The following is a 17,331-nucleotide window of genomic DNA, read 5'->3' as shown; positions in this document are numbered from 1 at the left end:
GCAAGACTCCTTGTGATGCATTTAAGAGCTGATGCCTGCCTCACACGCTCAATGCCCTGCTTATCTCAGTGCAGCGCTTCGCGCAGTTCCGCCAGGTTGGCATCGTCTTCGGGGTAGTACAGTTCAACAACCGTGTTGGCGTCATTGGTCAGCACAGTGCCGATGCCGCCTTCGCGGGTAGTAAAATCAACGGTGCCTTCGCCAGTGGTGATATTGATGCCCTTCAGCTTGCGGGCAAGATCAATAAGATCCGTGCCCCACTGCCCGTTTTCTACTTTTTTGAGCGGATACAGGCCAACAGCGTACCACACTTTTTCGTCCGGCTTGTCGTAGATTGTCCACTGGCCGGTGTGCGTAGTACGCCAACCTTCGGGGATGGTTTTTTCCTGCGGTGCAGGGGCGGGGGCAGCAGGATCTGCCAAGGCCGCAAAATCAGGCCTGTCGCCTGTAGGGTCTGCGGGTTCCACGGGCTTTGCATCGTCAGGACGATCGCCGGTCACAAGCCACCTGGTATTTTCAGGACCTTGCGCTACTGCCAGCAGTTTGCTCAGAGGCGCTGCAGTCTTGGCCTTTGGGGAAATTTTCAGGCTTTTTACAATCGGCCCCGCACCTCGGCAGGCATGCCCAACAGAGACTTCCATATATTTGTCGTCCGCAAGGCCAACCCAGTACCGCGCAATCTTGTCCGCAAAAACAACCCCCTTGCCTTCACCCAGAGTGCGCAAGTCGTTGCCGCCGGTTGTGCTGGCGGAAGCTTTTGCAAGCAGATCCAGATCGCCGTTAAAGCAATCCTTTTCAAGCATCGTCACATAGCAGTCTTCTTTGGGAGAGCTGAGCAGTACCTGATTCCCCTCCTCCTGTGTTTTCCAGCCTGCGGGCACCTCGACCACCCAATCCCCCACAGAACGGGGAGCCGCATAAGCCGAAAGCCCGGGCCACAGCAGCAGGCACAGCAACACAAGCGCAGGTTTCGCGGCAGCCTGCAACCATGAAAAAGAAATCGCACTCCGGGGCATTCCCCAGCCGACACAAGCAGAGCCATCATGCGCGCACACGTTGGAAACCCTCAAAAAACCCATGTCGCAATCCCCCGGAATTTTATTGGTGATTTCGGCCTGATTTTCCCTTTCCACTTCCTTCCCTTCGTAACGTACCTGTGCATAAATGTCTTTGGATGTTTTGGCCTGAAGACGGCAAGGCGGCAAAAATTCACCAGAATGCGCAAAATCCTGCAGGCCTGACGGCGCAGGAGCATTGACCGAATATCGCACATATGCCAGTTTTTATGACAGCATTAACTGACCCGTAGCCATGCAAACCGAGGCCGTGCGCAACACGCGGCTTCATGAGCCTGCGCATGTCCCCAACAAATCCAAGGAGTTCGTATGAGCACCGGCATTTTGATCGCCATAGGGGCCGCTGTGGTTGTGTTTGCGGTCATTGTAGCCCTTTACAATGCCCTGGTGCGCGGCAAAAACATGGTGGAGGAAGCCTGGAGCAGCATTGATGTGCAGCTTAAACGGCGGCACGATCTGGTGCCCAATCTGGTCAGCGCCGTCAGACAGTACGCCAGCCACGAAAAGGGCCTGTTTGAAGAAGTGAGCGCTGCGCGCGCCCGCAGCCTTTCCGCGCAGGGTGATGTTGCGGCCCAGGCCAAGGCGGAGAATCTGCTCTCCGGCGCGCTGGGCAAACTCTTTGCCATTGCGGAAGCCTACCCGGAGCTTAAGGCCAGCGAAAACTATCGCCAGTTGCAGCAAAGCCTTGCAACGCTGGAAGACGAAATCCAGATGGCCCGCCGCTACTACAACGGCGCAGCAAGGGAACAGAACGACCGCGTTCGCCAGTTCCCCGGCAATCTGGTTGCCGGATTTTTCCACTTTGCCCCTGTCACTTATTTTGAACTTGATTCACCAGCAGAACGGGCAGTTCCTGATGTTGGTGCACAATAACAGGCAAGACGGGCTGGGCCGCCGCTTGTGGCGGCAGGCCCTGTACTTCATGGCTGCTGCCCTGATGGCGGCCTTGCAGCTTTGGGTCTCTGGCGTGCTTATAATGGCGCGGCGGTCAGATGCCTTGCTTGGCTGCAATCTTGCCGCAGGGCTGATCTGGCTGTGGTATGCGCGGCGGTGCTATATACGCGGCAATTTTGCGCGGATGGCCCTGGCGTTCATGGGCTTGCTCGGCTCTGTGGGTCTGACGGCCTTGAGCCTGCCAGACCTGCTTTTTTAACCACTGTCCGCGTCACGGCAATCCTCACAAACAGCCTGCGCAAGGATGAAGCCAATGCATACGCCCTATGCCAGCAGTTGTTTTACACGCCGCATGGCACTGACCGTATGCGCCCTGCTGCTCTGCATCCATGCCACGTGCCTTGCTGCATACGCGCAGGAACGCATAGAGAGCTTTGCCTCTACCGTCACAATCCATCAGGACGGCAGCATGCACGTGCGAGAAGCAATTGTTGTGCATGCGGAAGGCAATCAGATTAAAAAAGGCATATATCGCGATCTCCCTCTGCTCTATTCCGGCCCGGCAAACTACAGTGGTACGGTTCCTTTCACCGTTACATCCGCAAGCATTGACGGAGTGCCCCTCAACCCGGTCGAAACCGAAATCAGGGGCGATTACATTCGGGTGCTCATGCGCGGCAAGGAGCCGCTCTCCACGGGGCAACACCGCTTTGTGCTGGAATACGACACATCCCTGCACCTGCGCTTTTACGAATCCAACGGAGAGCTCAACTGGAACGCCACTGGCGTGTGGGGCTTCCCCATCCTTAACGCATCCTGCCGCGTCATTCTGCCCAAGGGCGTAGCCGTGCGGCAAACCGCCGCGTGGGCCGGGCCTGCTGGCTCCAGAAATACAGACGGCATCACAATCGGCAGGCCGCAAGCCAATGAAGCGACTTTTACGCTTACCAGCCCCCTTGAGCCTGAGGCGCAGTTTACGGTGGCTGTAGCCTTTGACAAGCAGAGCATTGCCGACCCGGTGTTTCCGCTTGCATTGCAGCAGCAACGGGAAGAAGAGGCCTTGGAGCTGGCCCGACAAGAAGAGGAGCGCGCCATCAGGGAGCGGGGGCTGCTCTTTGAAGTGCTGTACGATAATCCCTTACTGCCTGCGCAGTGCCTGGCTTTTTGCGCTGTGTTTCTTTATTATTTTCTGCTTTGGCAGCGCCTTGGCATTGATCCGCCCAAGGGTGCCATATTCCCCCGCTATTATCCGCCAAAGACGGCTCAGTGGAGCAAAAAATCTGCTGCTGAGGCTAGGCCGCAAGCGCTTTCGCCGCTGGCGGTGGAGTTCTTCTACAAGTCGGCCCGCATCTCTGGCCGGGGGCTTGCCGCCACGTTTCTGGCTCTGGCTTTCAAGGGCTTGTGCCGCATCAGCAAGGCGGACGCTAAAACCTACGCGCTGGAACTGACCGCAGCATCAAACGGGCGCAAAGGGGAACTTACCCCAGAAGAACAGGCCGTGTACCGCGAACTTGCGCGCTGTGCGGGTAAGGGCAAAAAACTCTTGCTTCGCCCCAAAGATGAAGATGTCCGCAGCATTTTCAACGCTGCCAGGACAAACCTGAAGCAGAACTTTAAGGGCGCATGGCGCTTGAACACCTGGGTTGCGGTGCTTGGCTGTTTTTTAGTGCTGCCGCTGGCCTTTGCGGCGAGCTTTTGGGAAGTTGACCCTGCCTTGCTTACCCCTGATGGCTCGCAAATTCCGCTGATTCTGCTGTCGCTCGCGGTTTGCCTGGCCTTTTGCGCAGCACTGGCGCTCCCTCTGCTGCTGGTGCGGCAGCAGGCAAAATCCCTGCTGGTAACTCTGGGGCTTATGGCTTTGCCACTGGCCGGGATAACTGCGGTTGGTCTTCAGTTTTATTTTTACGATCTTGGGTGGTTGCTTCTTCTGCTCATGATCATCACGTCCATTGCGTTCACAGCCGTCATCAAGGCTCCCAGCCCCGCAGCGCGCCAGGTATTGGACGAAATTGATGGCCTTGCCATGTACATGCGCACTGCGGAACTGCCACGCATGGAACAGGTAGGCGCGCAGGACGAAAAGCCCGAAGACACGCCCGAGGTTTTCCGCCGCCTGCTGCCCTATGCACTGGTGCTGGGGCTGGAAAAAACGTGGTGCAACAGGTTTGCCGACCAGCTACAGGCAGCGGCGCTGGAAGACTCCGGCGTTGATGTCGCCCTTGTGCACGGGCATGGCGGCTGGAGCGACTTTTCCAATGGTTTTGGCAGCGCCGTAAGCGCCTCCTCCGCATCTGCCGAATCTTCATCCGCCAGTGGTTTCAGCTCCGGCGGGGGCGGCGCGGGCAGCGGCTCTGGCGGGGGTGGAGGCGGCGGCCTGTAGCGGAGGCGCATCAGCTTTTGTTTCTGGTTGCCGTTGTTTTTCCTATTTCAAGCAACCGCAAGATTGTCTCCTGCCAAAACAGGGACCACTGCGCGGGTATTTCCCCTTGACCATTTTTAATTTATCCATATATTAGTAAAAATAACTAAAAAAATACTATTTATGAGTAAATCATCAGCTTCTACAGCCGCCCTGCCGCCCAAGGTTCTGGCAAAACTTGAAGATCTGGGCCGCAGAATCAAACTGGCGCGAAAGCGCCGGGGTCTGACACTGCACGAAATGGCCAAGCTCATGATGGTTTCTGTTGGCTCCCTGCAAAGGCTAGAGAGCGGCACACCGGGAACAAGCCTTGGCACCCTTGTGACTGCCCTGCTCACCCTCGGGCTTGAAAACGACCTGGACAGCGTGGCCGCCATGGAAACGGACATGATCGGCCTTGCCCACGAACGCAGGCGGCTTGAGGGCAAGGCGACGGGCGGGAAGGACAAAATTTCCTACGACTTTTAAGGGAGACTGGTCATGACAACCCGCGTGGCGTATGTGCATATGCACCTTGGAGGCAGCTTTGTCGTTGCCGGACGCCTGCGCTATGTTCAGGATGGCCGGTTCAGCCAATGCCTCTTTGAGTATTCCAACCGCTATCTGGAGCGGCCCGACGCGGTAGCCGTTGACCCTGTTGCCTTGCCCCTGCAACGGGAACACACCTACGAAGGCCCGCTGGGCGGTGCGCTCTTTAATGGGCTGCGCGATGCCTGCCCTGACGACTGGGGCCGTCACGTTCTTGATATCGCCGCCGAAGCCTCAGGCTCCCACCTTGGCGAATTTGACTACATGCTCTACGCCGGGCCGGACAGAATCGGCGCGCTTGGTTTCAGCAGCGCGCCCGATTCCGTCCCTTTTACAGATGTGCCCCCCTGGGCGCAGAACCTCCCCGGCGTGGAACTTGACCTCCAGGGCATGCTGCTGGCTACGGACAATGTGGAACAGGCAGACGAACTCAATCCACAGTACCGACGCTTTTTTGTGCGCGGTTCTTCCATCGGCGGCGCAAGGCCCAAGGCCTCGTTTGAGCAGGACGGCAAATTCTGGATTGCAAAATTCAGCAAGGAGCGCGAAGCTTGGCCCACCTGTCGCATAGAACATGCAAACATGCTCCTTGCGGGAAAGTGCGGTATCAGTGTGCCGGAAACGAATCGGATTACGGTTCTGGGCAACCGCGATATCCTTCTGGTTGAGCGTTTTGACCGCCAAATTCAAAACGGTGCCCTGCAGCGCCTGCCCTTTGTTTCAGCAATGACCCTCATCGGCGCAGCAGGGCCGGAGGCGCATGCCGCCTATGCAGATATTGTCACGGCCATGCGGCGGGATTTTTACAGCGCCGAGGCCACGCGTAGCGATATCCGCGAGCTGTACCAGCGCATGGTCTTCAATGCCCTGTGCAACAACTCCGATGACCATTTACGCAATCATGGTTTTCTGCATCTGGCTGACCAGAATGGCCGATCCGGCTGGCGGCTCTCTCCGGCGTATGATGTGGTGCCGCAGCCTGTGATGGACGATGCCCCACGGGCCTTGCACCTGAGCGTGGGGCCAAAAGGTCGCAGCACCGCCATGAGCAATGTGCTGGGCGCGGCCCGGCACTTTGGCCTTGCTCCCGATGAAGCGCAGATGATTGTTGAAGAAACAAAGGGGACGATCAGGCAAAACTGGGAAGCCCTGCTCCTGAGCGCCGGGGTGCCGCAGCGCAACCTTGCCGATCTGCGCAACTGTTACGCCCTCGCCCTGCTGCCGGATGCAGCCAACGCCATAACAAAACGTTGAAATAAAGGATGGGCTGGTCAGGTAAAGGATTGCATTAACAATAGATGTTCAGGGCCTTTTTGAAATACTCTTTCATGCTTTCCCTGATGCATTCAGGGGCGAGCACTTCTGCATCGCTGCCAAGGCTGGCAACAAAACTGTGCCCCTGATCATTGTCAGTTAATGGAATACGGGCCAGCCACGTATTTTCATTCTCCTGCTCAAGCGCAGCATCACCAAACAGTTCCACAATTGTCTCTCTGGCCCTTGCGGATATCCGTATTATTCCATCCATGCATTCTGCATCGTCAAAATTTCGAACAATAAAATCTTCTGTAGTAACAGATCGCGGAGAGAACGATTCCTTGCACAGTTTTGTTTCAGCCATACGTGAAACTTTAAAAAGGCGCATGCCCTCACGCATCAGGCAATATCCCCCAAGATACCAGCTTCTTCTTTTAAGAATCAGTTTGTATGGTTCTACGCGGCGGGCGCTCCGCTGGCCTTTACGGTCATTATAATCAAACTCCAATAGCCTGTTATCCTTCAGGGCCTGCTGAATTTTCACGAGCGCTGCCATACCAGCATGATTGTTGCTCCAGGGCGTCAAATCAATTGATACCTGTCCTGCCTGCAATTCAATTGCCTTGCGCTCTGCCTCAGGAACAAGCCCTTTGATTTTTGCAATTGCTCCTGCCACCTCGGCACTTGAATAAGACGTGCGAATACTGCCCAGCCCCATCAGGATCATGGTCACATCCTGCGACGTGAAGAAACGCTTTTCCGCCTTGTAGCTTTCAAGAATGCCGATGCCCCCCTTTGCACCAGGGTACGTGACCACGGGCAAACCCGCCTGATTTATTGTATCAACATCGCGATAAATGGTTCGCACAGATACTTCAAACGTCTGGGCAAGTTCTGAGGCGCTTACTTTTTTCTTTTCCAGCAAAATCATCACAATTGACAAAAGACGGTCAATTTTCACTCTGGCCTCCATTGTGTCCAAAAAACATGACATAATGCTGTCATGTTTACTCTGCTAGACATAAATTTCAACAAAATAATGGAGGTTGATATGAATACCAGCATGCCAAAACCCGTGGAAATATTTATGGAAATAATGAACACTGCCGACACTGAAAAACTGGACAGTTGCCTGGCTAGCACGGCTGTGCTCTTTGACCCGGCCGAAAACAATGAAATCAGCGGAATAAATGCCATTAAAGACTTTGTTACAGATTCAAAAGAAAAATTTGATCTTTGCACAACAGTTATTGATGCAACTTCTACCGCCGAAAGCACAAATGTCATAACGCTGACAAAAGGAAATTTTCCAGGGAGTCCGCAAAAATTTTCTTATGAATTCATTGTCAAACACGGGTTGATACAAAATATCAACATCCTGCCAGCGTAGCCGCATCAAAGGACATAGCCATGAAAGAGATACATTTTACAGTTGATCCACAAAAGTGCGTCCAGTGCAATGCATGCATAACCGACTGTCCTCGCCATATAATTTCCATCTCTGGCGGTTTGCCTTGGGTTTCGCCCATACTGGAGGCAAACTGCCTTGAATGTCAGCATTGCCTGGCCGTATGCCCGACGGGGGCTGTAAGCATCTTTGGCCTCAAGGCAGAAAACAGCATTGAACTGAGCGCAGAAAAAATACCCGCTGCAATCCAGATGCACACACTGTTACGGGGACGGCGCAGTGTACGCCAGTACAGTACGGAAAATGTACCAGCCAGAATGATTGATGATCTTCTCGCCACGCTGGCAAATACACCAACAGGCTGTAATGATCGCACCTTGAGGTTTGCTGTGGTAGATGACCACAGTGTGATGCAAAAACTACGCATCAGGGTGATTGAATCAATTGAGAACAAAATGGAATGCCATGAGTTGATGCCAGATTTTTTATCGGCGGCTGTGGCAGCCTATCGGCAACAGGGAGTAGATGAAATTTTTAGAGGCGCGCCGCACTTGCTTGTTGTCTCTGCGGCAGAGACCGCAAGCACACCTCTGCAAGATATTTCTCTGTCTCTGGCATATTTTGAATTGCTCGCCCAATGCAGCGGATTGGGTACAACATGGTGCGGATTCCTGAAATTTGCAGTTGATGCCGCTCCAGAATTGCGTCCTATTCTCGGTCTGGATACAGAAACACCTTTTTATGCAATGCTTTTTGGGTATCCGGCGGTTCGCTATCACCGCACAGTGCAACGCGACGATGCCGCGAAAATCAGGCACATTTTCTTGTAGGGCAGCAGAAAAACAAAAGTCAGTGCAACCGTTGTGGTCAGCACTGACTTTTGTTTTTCTGCACTGCTACGTGCTTATCTGTCAGCCTACCATGCGGCAAGCACGGCTTCTGTAGCCAGCCGGATCATGCTTTCAGGCGCAATGCCAAGAGCCAGAACCAGCCCCACAAGGCATATGCCCGCCATACGCGCGCCAGCGTGCGGCACAATGGGTTCCGCATCATGCTGCGCGGCCTCGGTATACACGGCGCGCACCACCTGCAAATAGTAGTAGATGCCAATGGCTGTGTTGATGGCGGCAATGATAACCAGGGCCGTATGCCCAGCCCGCCACGCGCCCGTCAGCAGCATGAACTTGCCCATAAAGCCCACAAAGGGCGGAATGCCCGCCAGTGCAAACATGCTCACGCCCAGCACAAAGGCCAGCATGGGCGAGCGCCGCGAAAGGCCGTTCAGATCCTTGACGCTCAGGTTCCGCCCATCGGGCGAAACCACGCACAGCACCAGAAATGCCGCCAGCATCATAAACAGATAGCCTGTGGCATAATAGAGCGCCGTGGCAATGCCCCAGCCTTGCAGGGTCGCCATACCCATGAGGATGTACCCGGCATGCGCAATGCCCGAAAAGCCAAGCATGCGCTTGACGTCTGTCTGCACCAACGCCGTGAGGTTGCCGTAGCACATGGACGCTATGGAAAGCCCGGTCAGCAGCAGCGCCACGTGCCCCTCGCCGGGATATGTCATGGCGCAGAACCGCGCCAGCACGGCCACGGCCACAATCTTGGGTATGGAGGCGATAAAGGCCGTGGTGTCGTTGGATGCGCCCTGGTACACATCCGGCGCCCAGAAGTGGAAGGGAAACACCGCCAGTTTGAAGAACATACCGCAAAAGAGCATCAGCAGCCCCACCAGCGGGGCGGCATGTGATCCGGCTGTCCTCATGGCTGGCAATATCTGGTCAAGATAGGTGCTGCCCGCGATGCCAAAAATCCAGCTCATGCCAAAGAGCATGATGCCCGATGCCGTCACGCCAAAGAGCAGATACTTGATGGCCGCTTCCATGGGCGCTCGCATGCTGTCCGAGGGGGTACGCATGGGCACCAGCAGATAGAGCGAATACGAAGACAGTTCAAGGGCGATGAACAGGGTGATCAGCTCCACACTGCTTGAAAGCAGGGTCAGCCCAAGCAGGCTTGTGAGCAGAAAGAAATAATATTCCGGGCGCATGCGAACAGAAATACCCTTGGTATCCGCCCCAAAAAGCAGCATCAGGGTAAAACCGATGGACATCACGCATTTTACCAGCTGTGAAAACAGGTCTACCCTGTAGGCTCCGTAAAACAGGGTTCCCTTGGCAAAAAGGCAAAGAACAGAAGTGGCGGCAAAGGCTGCCCCAACGCAAAGAACCAGCAGGCGCAGGGTTTGCGTCCGGGCTTCCGTCAGAGTCATGCAAAATGCCAGCAGACACCCTGCAAGAAGAACCAGTTCCGGTGCAAAAAGATGTGCGTTCATGCGTAGGCCTTATGTCTGTGCTTGGGGTTCATCAACGCGCAATAAGTTCAGCAAGGGCCAGTGCGCTCGGGGCATGGTAGCCGGTCTGCGCCAGCAGATGGTCAAGGCTGGGCCTCATGACGCGCAAAAACGGTTCCGGGGCCAAGCCAATCCAGAAAACAAACACCAGCAGCGGGGCCAGGGTCACGGCCTCGCGCCAGCCAAGATCGTACATGCGCGACTGGTCGGGGTTGTTGGTGCCGCCCCAGATTACCCGCTGCAACATGCGCAGCATGTATGCAGCCGCCAGTACGGCACCGGGAATGGCGCAGACAGCCACGATCTTGTTGTTGAAAAAGGCTCCGGCAAGGATAAGAAACTCGCCTACAAAACTGTTTGTGCCGGGAAAGGCCAGCGACGACAGCGAAAAAAACGTCAGGTACGTCACATAGATGGGCATGAACTTGCCAAGCCCCGCCGCATCCGAAAGCTCGCGGCTGTGCGAACGCTCGTACACCATGCCCACGCAAAGAAACAAAGCCCCTGTGGTGACGCCGTGATTGATCATCTGTAACAACGCACCTTCAAGCCCGCGCTGGTTCAGGGCAAAGATGCCCAGAGTCACAAAACCCATGTGCCCAACGCTTGAGTAGGCAATGAGCTTCTTCATGTCCTGCTGCGCAAGGGCGGTCAGGCCGCCGTAAAGGATTCCCGCTACCGAGAGCCACTGCAAGGCAGGCAGCAGGCCGATAGCCGCGCCGGGCGTGATGGGCAGGCAAAAGCGCAAAAAGCCGTATGTGCCCATTTTTAGCAGCACCGAGGCCAGAATCACCGAGCCGGCAGTTGGGGCTTCCACATGGGCCGCAGGCAGCCATGTGTGGAAGGGAAACATGGGCACCTTGATGGCAAAAGCGATGAAAAATGCCAGAAACACCAACAACTGGAAGCGCTCGGAATACTGTTGCCCCATGAGCGCGGGAATGCTGAACGTACCCTGATTGATGTACAGGGCCACAATGGCCACCAGCAGAAATACCGAGCCTGCCAAGGTATACAAAAAGAACTTGATGGAGGCGTAGCTCTTGCGCGGCCCGCCCCACACGGCGATGAGCAAATACATGGGAATAAGCATGGCTTCCCACAGCACATAGAACAGCACCAGATCCAGCGCCATGAACACGCCGAGCATGGATGTTTCCATCACCAGCAGGCAGATCATGAATTCCTTTACGCGTTTCTGAATGTACTTCCACGAGCCGAGCACGCACAGCGGCATGATGAGCGTTGTCATCATCACCAGCAGCAGCGAAATACCGTCCACGCCAAGGGTGTAGTTGACGTTAAAGCTCGCAATCCACTGGTGGTGCTCCGCAAACTGGTACAGGGCGGATGTGGGGTTGAACCGCGTAAACAACGGCAGTGAAATGACGGCGTTTGCCAGAGTGACCAGCAGCGTCCACACCCGCACCCCGTTTTCTCCCGGGAGCAGAGGCACAATGACAGCCCCTGCCAGCGGCAGAAAAACAAGGATGCTGAGGATGGGATACCCCAAGGTGTTCATGCTCAGAAAATCCATTGTGGCGATCTCCTTTCACCCCGGCTCAGACAAGAGCCAGCAGCGTGAGCACCAGGGCCACCACTGCGGCCATGGAAATAATGTTTATTTGCAGGCTGCCGCTCTGCACCTGCCGCAGCACGCCGCCAAGAGCGCGCACGCTGCGGGCCGTGCCGTCAACCACCGTATCAATGCAGTGCCAGTCAAACCATGACCAAAAGCGCGCCGTGCGCATGAGCGGCACTATGCCCTGCCGGTTCCAGGCCTCGCCCACGGTATTGTCCACAGACTGCACGGGCTTGCGCGCAAACCAGTAGAACAGCCTGCCGCCCATGCGGTAAAACCAGTCCAGGTCCAGACTGATGGTGGGTTCGGGCGTGAGCTTTTTGAGCAGCAAAAAGAATCCGAGGGCCGTAAACAACAGTATCTGCAAGGTTTCAGAAATATGCGCCGCGCTGTAGGGGTGGTACTGCGCCGCCACATCGGGGAAGGGAAGCATGTCGTACAGATACGGCGTGTAGCAGCCGATGAAGATGCACAAAAACGCGGCCACGGCCATGGCCGCCTGCATGTTGAGCGGCGGATCGCCCGCGCGCTCCCATGTTTCCTTGGAGCAGTTGTTTTTGCCGAACCAGATGAAGTACGGAACCTTCAGGCCCGTGTGCAGGAAGGTACCCGCAGAGGCCAGGGTGAGCAGAAATCCCGCCCAGTAATTGTGCGCCTCAAATCCGGCGGCAACGATCATGGCCTTGGTCACAAAGCCGCTGAACAGCGGAAAGGCCGAAATGGAAAGTCCGCCCACCAGGGTGAACACAAAGGTCTTGGGCATCTTTTTGTACAGTCCGCCCAACTGGGTGAACTTGCTCACGCCCGTCATGTGCAGCACCGAGCCGCAGCCCATGAACAGCAGTCCCTTGTAAAGAATGTGGGCAAAAGCGTGAGCGCAGGCACCGTTGATGGCCAGCGGCGTACCTATGCCCACTGCTGCCACCATGTACCCCACCTGACTGATGATGTGGTAGGCCAGCAGGCGGCGGGCATCGTTTTCAAGCACTGCGTACACAACGCCGTACAGGGCCATGCAGACGCCAAGCGGCACCAGAATCTCCATGCCCGCAAAGCTGCGCGCCAACACATACACGGCGGTTTTGGTGGTAAAGGCGCACATGAATACCGCGCCTGTCACCGTGGCTTCGCCGTAGGCATCGGGCAGCCACGCATGCAGGGGCGGCACAGCCGCGTTGAGGATAAACCCGGCCATGATCAGATAGGTGTAGAGCTGCGGATCAGCCACGCCGATGGGGCCGAAGGTCAGATCGCCCGTGGCCCGGTAGCGCAGCACAAGCCCTGCCAGCAACAGCAGACCGCCCGCAGTGTGCACCAGCAGATAGCGATAACCAGAGGCCAGAGATTCCTTGCGCCGCCTGAACCACACCAGGAATACGGAGGAGAAGGCCATCAGCTCCCAAAAAAGGAAGAGCGTCAGGTAATCCCCGCAAAAGATGACGCCCAGCGATCCCGCCACATATGTCCAGGCAACGGAATGCTGCGCAGCTTCTTCCACATGCAGGCCGTAGATGGAGCCGATCACGCACATGAGGGTCATGATGTAGGCAAAAACCATACTAAGCGCATCGACCTTGCCGAATATGAGTTGCCATTTCATGAAGGGCAGCACGCCATATACGCCATTGTGCCCCTGCATGAGCAGCACGGCGCAAAAGGCCAGCACCGGCACAAGCACAATACATATCCGGCGCAGGGCCTTGGGCAGCAGCGGCAGAATTACCGCGCCGAGCAACAGAACTGCGGAGGGGTGAATCCATGGCTCAGTCATCGTAATAATCCTCGCGGGTCATAATGCCCAAATGGCCGAACCACTTGGAAACGATGATAATCACAACGCAGGCGACAAAGCCGAACGCGGCCCAGAACCCGGGTATGCGCTCCACATAGGTGTGCACATGCTCTTTTGAAACAAACAGGGCGTCCCACACCACCAGCGCGGCCAGCACTACCAGACACACACGGATGGTGGCCTTGAGCCGGGCGCGGAAAAATTCGATGATGTTCACTATCATCCTGTCACCACCTTCACGAAGGACATGATGGCATCGGGGTAAATGCCGATGAACACGGAAACGCCAGCCGCTATGAGAATGGGCACAACCATGCTCAGCGGAGCTTCACGAATGCCCGTTTCTTCACCTTCCGGCCTTTTGCCGAAAAATGCCTTGTAGGTCACAGGCGCAAAGTAGGCCACGTTCAGGAGCGTACTTGCCAGCAGCACCAGCAATATGCCCATGGAATGCGTGGGCATTTCCATAGCGCCCACCAGCAGCTTCCACTTGGTCACAAACCCTGCCACGGGCGGCGCGCCGATCATGGAAAGCGAGGCCACGGCAAAGGCCGCAAAGGTAAAAGGCATGGAGCGCCCAAGGCCGCTCATTTCAGAAATGCACTTTTTGTGCGTTGCCACATAGATCGCGCCCGCGCAGAAAAAGAGCGTTATCTTTGAGAATGCGTGGTTGGCGATATGCACTATGCCACCCTGTATCCCGTCTACGGTCAGGAGCGCCACGCCAAGCACGATGTAGGAAAGCTGGCTCACGGTTGAATAGGCCAGCCGTGCCTTGAGGTTGTCCTTGGTCAGGGCAATGATGGAGGCCGCAAGAATGGTGAACGAAACAAAGTAGGCCGTGGGCACGCCGAGGTTCAGGCTTTTCATCAAATCAGTGCCAAACACAAAGAGCATGACGCGCGTGGTGCAGAACACGCCCACCTTGACCACCGCCACCGCATGCAGCAGGGCCGAAACAGGCGTGGGAGCCACCATCGCGCCCGGCAGCCAGTGGTGGAACGGCATGATGCCGTTCTTGGCAAAACCCAGAACGCAGCAGACGTACAGCACGGTTGCCAGCGCATCGCTGGCCCCGGCAGACAAAATGCCCGTGTGGCTGTTGTGGGCAAAGTCCAGATTACCCGTGATCACGTAAATGACGATCATGGCTGGCAGCACCAGCCCTTTTGCCGTGGTGGTCAGGTACACAATATACTTGCGCGCGCCGTCATAGCCCTCGGCATCCTGATGGTGGGCCACAAGGGGGTAGGTACACACGCTCACCACTTCATAGAACAGGTAGAGCGTAAACAGGTTGTCGGCAAAGGCCACGCCCATGGCACCAAAAAGCGTCAGGGCAAAACAGGCGCTGAAGCGCGTCTGGGCATGCTCGTTCAAGCCGCGCATGTACCCTGCCGCGTAAAAAACTGTGATAATCCACAAGAATGAGCCCACAAGGGCAAATATCATGGAAAACGCATCTGCCCGAAAGCTCACCGAAAGCCCCGGCAGGATCGGAAAAAGCGTAAGATGCAACGTGTGACCGAGCCCCATAGGCGCGGGTGCAACATCACCTATCATGGAAGCGATGATGCAGAACATGACCACCGCTGTTACAAACGAAACTGTTTCGCGCACGTTGGGCCAACGCCCCGTCAGCATTATCAGGCATGCGCCGATCAACGCTGTAAGTATGGCGGCCAGGGGTCTGACGGATTCAACAATATCCATATGTGTTCCCCTTAACCTTTGAGGTCTGACGGAGCGTCCGTTTCAACAGATCTGTACAGCCGGTACACCGCAATGATGATGGAAAGCACAATTACCGCTTCCGCCGCTGCGATGGCCATGACAAACAGCGCCGCGATCTGCCCGGTTGCCGTGTCTGGCGCGCAAAACCGCCCAAAGGCCATAAAGTTGACCGATGCCCCGCAGAGGATAAGCTCGGACGCAATGAGCATGCCTATGAACGTGCGGCGCATGGCCATGCCGAACAGCCCCAGACCGAACAAAACCGCGCCGATGACCAGATAGGTTTCAAGAGACTGACTCAAGCTTGCGTAGTGCATCACTTGTCCCTCCCGTGGCGGGCCAGTGCGAGCGCCCCCACCATGGCTACCACCAGAACCACGGAAATAAGTTCAAAGCTCATGGAATACGTGCTCAGCAAGGCTTGCCCGATGCGCTCGATGGTTCCCTCAATCTGGGCCGGGGGCGTCTCCGGCCAGGGAGCCACGATGGATTGCACCACAAGCGCCGCTGTGATGGCGCAGCTGGCCGCAGCACCCAGAAAAAGGCTCAGCTTGTTGCGGCGCGGGGCGCGGTTTGCGTCCGATGTTTCGGCCAGCATGATGGCGAATGTAATGGTGACGCACAGCGCGCCCACGTACACAAGCATCTGCATAAAGGCCACAAAGGGGCTGGAAAGGTAGTAATAAATCCCCGCCACGCCAGTGAAGCACAGGGCAAGCCCTGCCACGCGGCGTATGAGAGTGCGCGCCGAGACAGCCAGCACCGCGCCGCTAAACGTCACCAGCACAAAGAACCAGAAAATGCCCTCAGCCAGCGTTTGCATAGTTTCATGACTGGACATCAGGGACGCTCCTTGAGCCGCCGTACAAGGTCAAAGTGATACTCCGCCTCGTCAAACCCGGCCAGATTGTAGTCATGAGAAAACGTCAGCGCGTCTGTGGGGCACGATTCCACGCACATACCGCACAGGCTGCACTTGGTAAAATTCAGTTTGTAGCTCGTGAGGGTCTTCTTTTTGGCCCCATCCAGTTTTTCGCCCGCAAGCTCTATGCAGCCCGAGGGGCAGGCTTTCTGGCACGATCCGCACACAATGCACCTGTCCGTGCCGGTTTCCGGGTCGTATACAAGGTCGATATGGCCTCTGTAGCGCGGTGTTATGGGCAGCACCTCACGCGGGTAGGATGATGTAACCACCGGCTTGAAAAAATAGCGCAGCGTTATGCCCATGCCCACAAAGAGGCTCCACCCGCCTGAAAAGATATTTTTAAAGTATGCGTTCATGCTACAGCACCTTGAGCAACGCGCTGGTAATGATGAGGTTGACGAGCGCAATGGGGATAAGCACCTTCCATGAGAGGTTCAGCAGGCCGTAGAAGGTTGTGCGCGGAAATGTCCAGCGTACCCAGATTACGGTAAAAATGACCGCGTAGAGTTTGATGGCAAACCAGTGCGCCCCCGGCCAAAGCCCCAGCGGGCAATCCCACCCGCCAAGAAACAACAAAGTCAGCAGGCTGGCCCCCACCACAACGTTGGCGTACTCGCCCATAAAATACACGCCAAAACCCATGCCCGAATATTCCGTAAAAGCGCCTGCGATCAGCTCACTTTCGGCCTCGGCCATGTCAAAGGGGGCGCGGTTTGTCTCCGCCAGCATGCAGATGAAAAAGATGATGCACGAAACAGGCATGAGCGGGCTTGCCGAAAGGCGAAACACATTCCAGTGCCAGAATCCGCCCGATTGCGTGCCCACAATTTCGTTGAGGTTGAGCGTGCCCATAACCATAACAAGGCTCACTACAACCAGCAGCATGGGGATTTCGTAGGCCACGTTTTGCGAAACCACACGCGCGGCAGAGATAACGGCGTATTTGTTGCGCGAGCCCCACGCGCCAAGCAGCAGGCCCAGCACGTTTACCGAAGCAAAGGCGTAAATGGCCAGCAGCCCCAGGTTAAGGTTACGCGCTACCAACCCTTCGGTGTAGGGAATGGTCACAAAGCTCATGAAGGCCGGGGTCATGACCAGCACGGGGCCAAGGCAGAACAGTACGCCGTCGGCATCCGTGGGAATAAATACCTGCTTGGTCATGAGCTTGAAGCCGTCCGCCAGCGGCTGCAACAGGCCGTAGGGGCCAACTTCCTTGGGCCCTATGCGCCGCTGTATATGCCCTGCCACCTTGCGCTCAACCCACACCAGATAGGCCGCGTTAAGCGCCACAAAGACAAGGAATCCTACAAGATACCCCAGAAGACGCAGCATTTCGGAATAAAACGTCATAGCTGTG

The 17,331-nt window shown here is 56.1% G+C and carries 18 protein-coding genes; 7 read left to right on the top strand and 11 right to left on the bottom strand.

Annotated features, from left to right (window positions below; genetic code table 11):
* Nucleotides 1-65 precede the first annotated feature (65 nt).
* Nucleotides 66-1,133: a hypothetical protein gene (locus tag ACUZ9P_RS11540; protein WP_449249810.1), complete on the bottom strand. Its 1,068-nt coding sequence runs from the start codon at nucleotides 1,131-1,133 to the stop codon at nucleotides 66-68.
* Nucleotides 1,134-1,385: 252 nt separating this feature from the next.
* Between ACUZ9P_RS11540 and ACUZ9P_RS11535 the strand changes: the two genes are divergently transcribed.
* The 5 genes from ACUZ9P_RS11535 (at nucleotide 1,386) to ACUZ9P_RS11515 (ending at nucleotide 6,171) form a co-directional block, all read left to right on the top strand.
* On the top strand, nucleotides 1,386-1,949 hold the full coding sequence (locus ACUZ9P_RS11535) for a LemA family protein (protein ID WP_449249809.1): 564 nt from the start codon (nucleotides 1,386-1,388) through the stop codon (nucleotides 1,947-1,949).
* Nucleotides 1,933-2,229 carry a hypothetical protein gene (locus tag ACUZ9P_RS11530; RefSeq protein ID WP_449249808.1) on the top strand — a complete coding sequence of 99 codons (297 nt, stop codon included), beginning with the start codon at nucleotides 1,933-1,935 and terminating at the stop codon, nucleotides 2,227-2,229. The genes ACUZ9P_RS11535 and ACUZ9P_RS11530 overlap by 17 nt, the downstream gene beginning before the upstream one ends.
* Before the next feature lie 54 nt (nucleotides 2,230-2,283).
* Nucleotides 2,284-4,350, top strand: coding sequence for a DUF2207 domain-containing protein (locus ACUZ9P_RS11525; RefSeq protein WP_449249807.1), 2,067 nt, complete (start codon nucleotides 2,284-2,286; stop codon nucleotides 4,348-4,350).
* 162 nt (nucleotides 4,351-4,512) lie between these two features.
* A complete protein-coding gene (locus tag ACUZ9P_RS11520) occupies nucleotides 4,513-4,857 on the top strand; it encodes a helix-turn-helix domain-containing protein (protein WP_298997429.1) in 345 nt (114 codons plus the stop codon).
* A gap of 12 nt (nucleotides 4,858-4,869) precedes the next feature.
* A complete protein-coding gene (locus ACUZ9P_RS11515; RefSeq protein WP_449249806.1) occupies nucleotides 4,870-6,171 on the top strand; it encodes a type II toxin-antitoxin system HipA family toxin in 1,302 nt (433 codons plus the stop codon).
* A 34-nt stretch (nucleotides 6,172-6,205) separates the two neighbouring features.
* On the opposite strand, the gene ACUZ9P_RS11510 is transcribed toward ACUZ9P_RS11515, so the two are convergent.
* Entirely contained in the window at nucleotides 6,206-7,135 is a 930-nt protein-coding gene (locus ACUZ9P_RS11510) for a helix-turn-helix transcriptional regulator (protein ID WP_022658772.1), read from the bottom strand.
* Nucleotides 7,136-7,225: 90 nt separating this feature from the next.
* On the opposite strand from ACUZ9P_RS11510, the gene ACUZ9P_RS11505 reads away from it, so the two are divergent.
* On the top strand, nucleotides 7,226-7,564 hold the full coding sequence (locus ACUZ9P_RS11505; RefSeq protein WP_022658771.1) for a nuclear transport factor 2 family protein: 339 nt from the start codon (nucleotides 7,226-7,228) through the stop codon (nucleotides 7,562-7,564).
* Nucleotides 7,565-7,584: 20 nt separating this feature from the next.
* Nucleotides 7,585-8,412, top strand: a complete 828-nt coding sequence (locus ACUZ9P_RS11500) for a nitroreductase family protein (protein WP_449249805.1) — start codon at nucleotides 7,585-7,587, stop codon at nucleotides 8,410-8,412.
* Nucleotides 8,413-8,498: 86 nt separating this feature from the next.
* Here the strand turns inward: ACUZ9P_RS11500 and ACUZ9P_RS11495 are convergent, their stop codons facing one another.
* From ACUZ9P_RS11495 to nuoH, 9 genes are read right to left on the bottom strand one after another with little or no spacing between them, the layout of a single operon-like run.
* A complete protein-coding gene (locus ACUZ9P_RS11495) occupies nucleotides 8,499-9,923 on the bottom strand; it encodes an NADH-quinone oxidoreductase subunit N (RefSeq protein ID WP_449249803.1) in 1,425 nt (474 codons plus the stop codon).
* A 31-nt stretch (nucleotides 9,924-9,954) separates the two neighbouring features.
* Nucleotides 9,955-11,478: an NADH-quinone oxidoreductase subunit M gene (locus tag ACUZ9P_RS11490; protein ID WP_022658768.1), complete on the bottom strand. Its 1,524-nt coding sequence runs from the start codon at nucleotides 11,476-11,478 to the stop codon at nucleotides 9,955-9,957.
* Between the two features lie 25 nt (nucleotides 11,479-11,503).
* A complete protein-coding gene (locus ACUZ9P_RS11485; RefSeq protein WP_449249802.1) occupies nucleotides 11,504-13,294 on the bottom strand; it encodes a Na(+)/H(+) antiporter subunit D in 1,791 nt (596 codons plus the stop codon).
* Nucleotides 13,287-13,538: a hypothetical protein gene (locus tag ACUZ9P_RS11480; RefSeq protein WP_449249801.1), complete on the bottom strand. Its 252-nt coding sequence runs from the start codon at nucleotides 13,536-13,538 to the stop codon at nucleotides 13,287-13,289. Before ACUZ9P_RS11480 ends, ACUZ9P_RS11485 begins: the two co-directional genes overlap by 8 nt.
* On the bottom strand, nucleotides 13,535-15,028 hold the full coding sequence (locus ACUZ9P_RS11475) for a monovalent cation/H+ antiporter subunit D family protein (protein ID WP_449249800.1): 1,494 nt from the start codon (nucleotides 15,026-15,028) through the stop codon (nucleotides 13,535-13,537). The genes ACUZ9P_RS11480 and ACUZ9P_RS11475 overlap by 4 nt, the downstream gene beginning before the upstream one ends.
* Before the next feature lie 11 nt (nucleotides 15,029-15,039).
* The gene (gene nuoK, locus ACUZ9P_RS11470) at nucleotides 15,040-15,366 is read right to left on the bottom strand and encodes an NADH-quinone oxidoreductase subunit NuoK (protein ID WP_022658764.1); all 327 of its coding nucleotides are present in this window, start codon (nucleotides 15,364-15,366) and stop codon (nucleotides 15,040-15,042) included.
* Nucleotides 15,366-15,890 (bottom strand): NADH-quinone oxidoreductase subunit J family protein, encoded by a 525-nt coding sequence (locus ACUZ9P_RS11465; protein ID WP_022658763.1) that lies wholly within the window; start codon nucleotides 15,888-15,890, stop codon nucleotides 15,366-15,368. The genes nuoK and ACUZ9P_RS11465 overlap by 1 nt, the downstream gene beginning before the upstream one ends.
* Nucleotides 15,890-16,330, bottom strand: a complete 441-nt coding sequence (locus ACUZ9P_RS11460; RefSeq protein ID WP_022658762.1) for a NuoI/complex I 23 kDa subunit family protein — start codon at nucleotides 16,328-16,330, stop codon at nucleotides 15,890-15,892. Before ACUZ9P_RS11460 ends, ACUZ9P_RS11465 begins: the two co-directional genes overlap by 1 nt.
* A 1-nt stretch (nucleotide 16,331) precedes the next feature.
* On the bottom strand, nucleotides 16,332-17,324 hold the full coding sequence (gene nuoH / locus ACUZ9P_RS11455; RefSeq protein WP_022658761.1) for an NADH-quinone oxidoreductase subunit NuoH: 993 nt from the start codon (nucleotides 17,322-17,324) through the stop codon (nucleotides 16,332-16,334).
* Nucleotides 17,325-17,331: the final 7 nt, after the last annotated feature.

This window comes from Desulfovibrio intestinivivus, assembly GCF_053570665.1.
The sequence above is the reverse complement of the archived record's forward strand: the minus strand, read 5'-3'. Positions and strand labels throughout refer to the sequence as shown.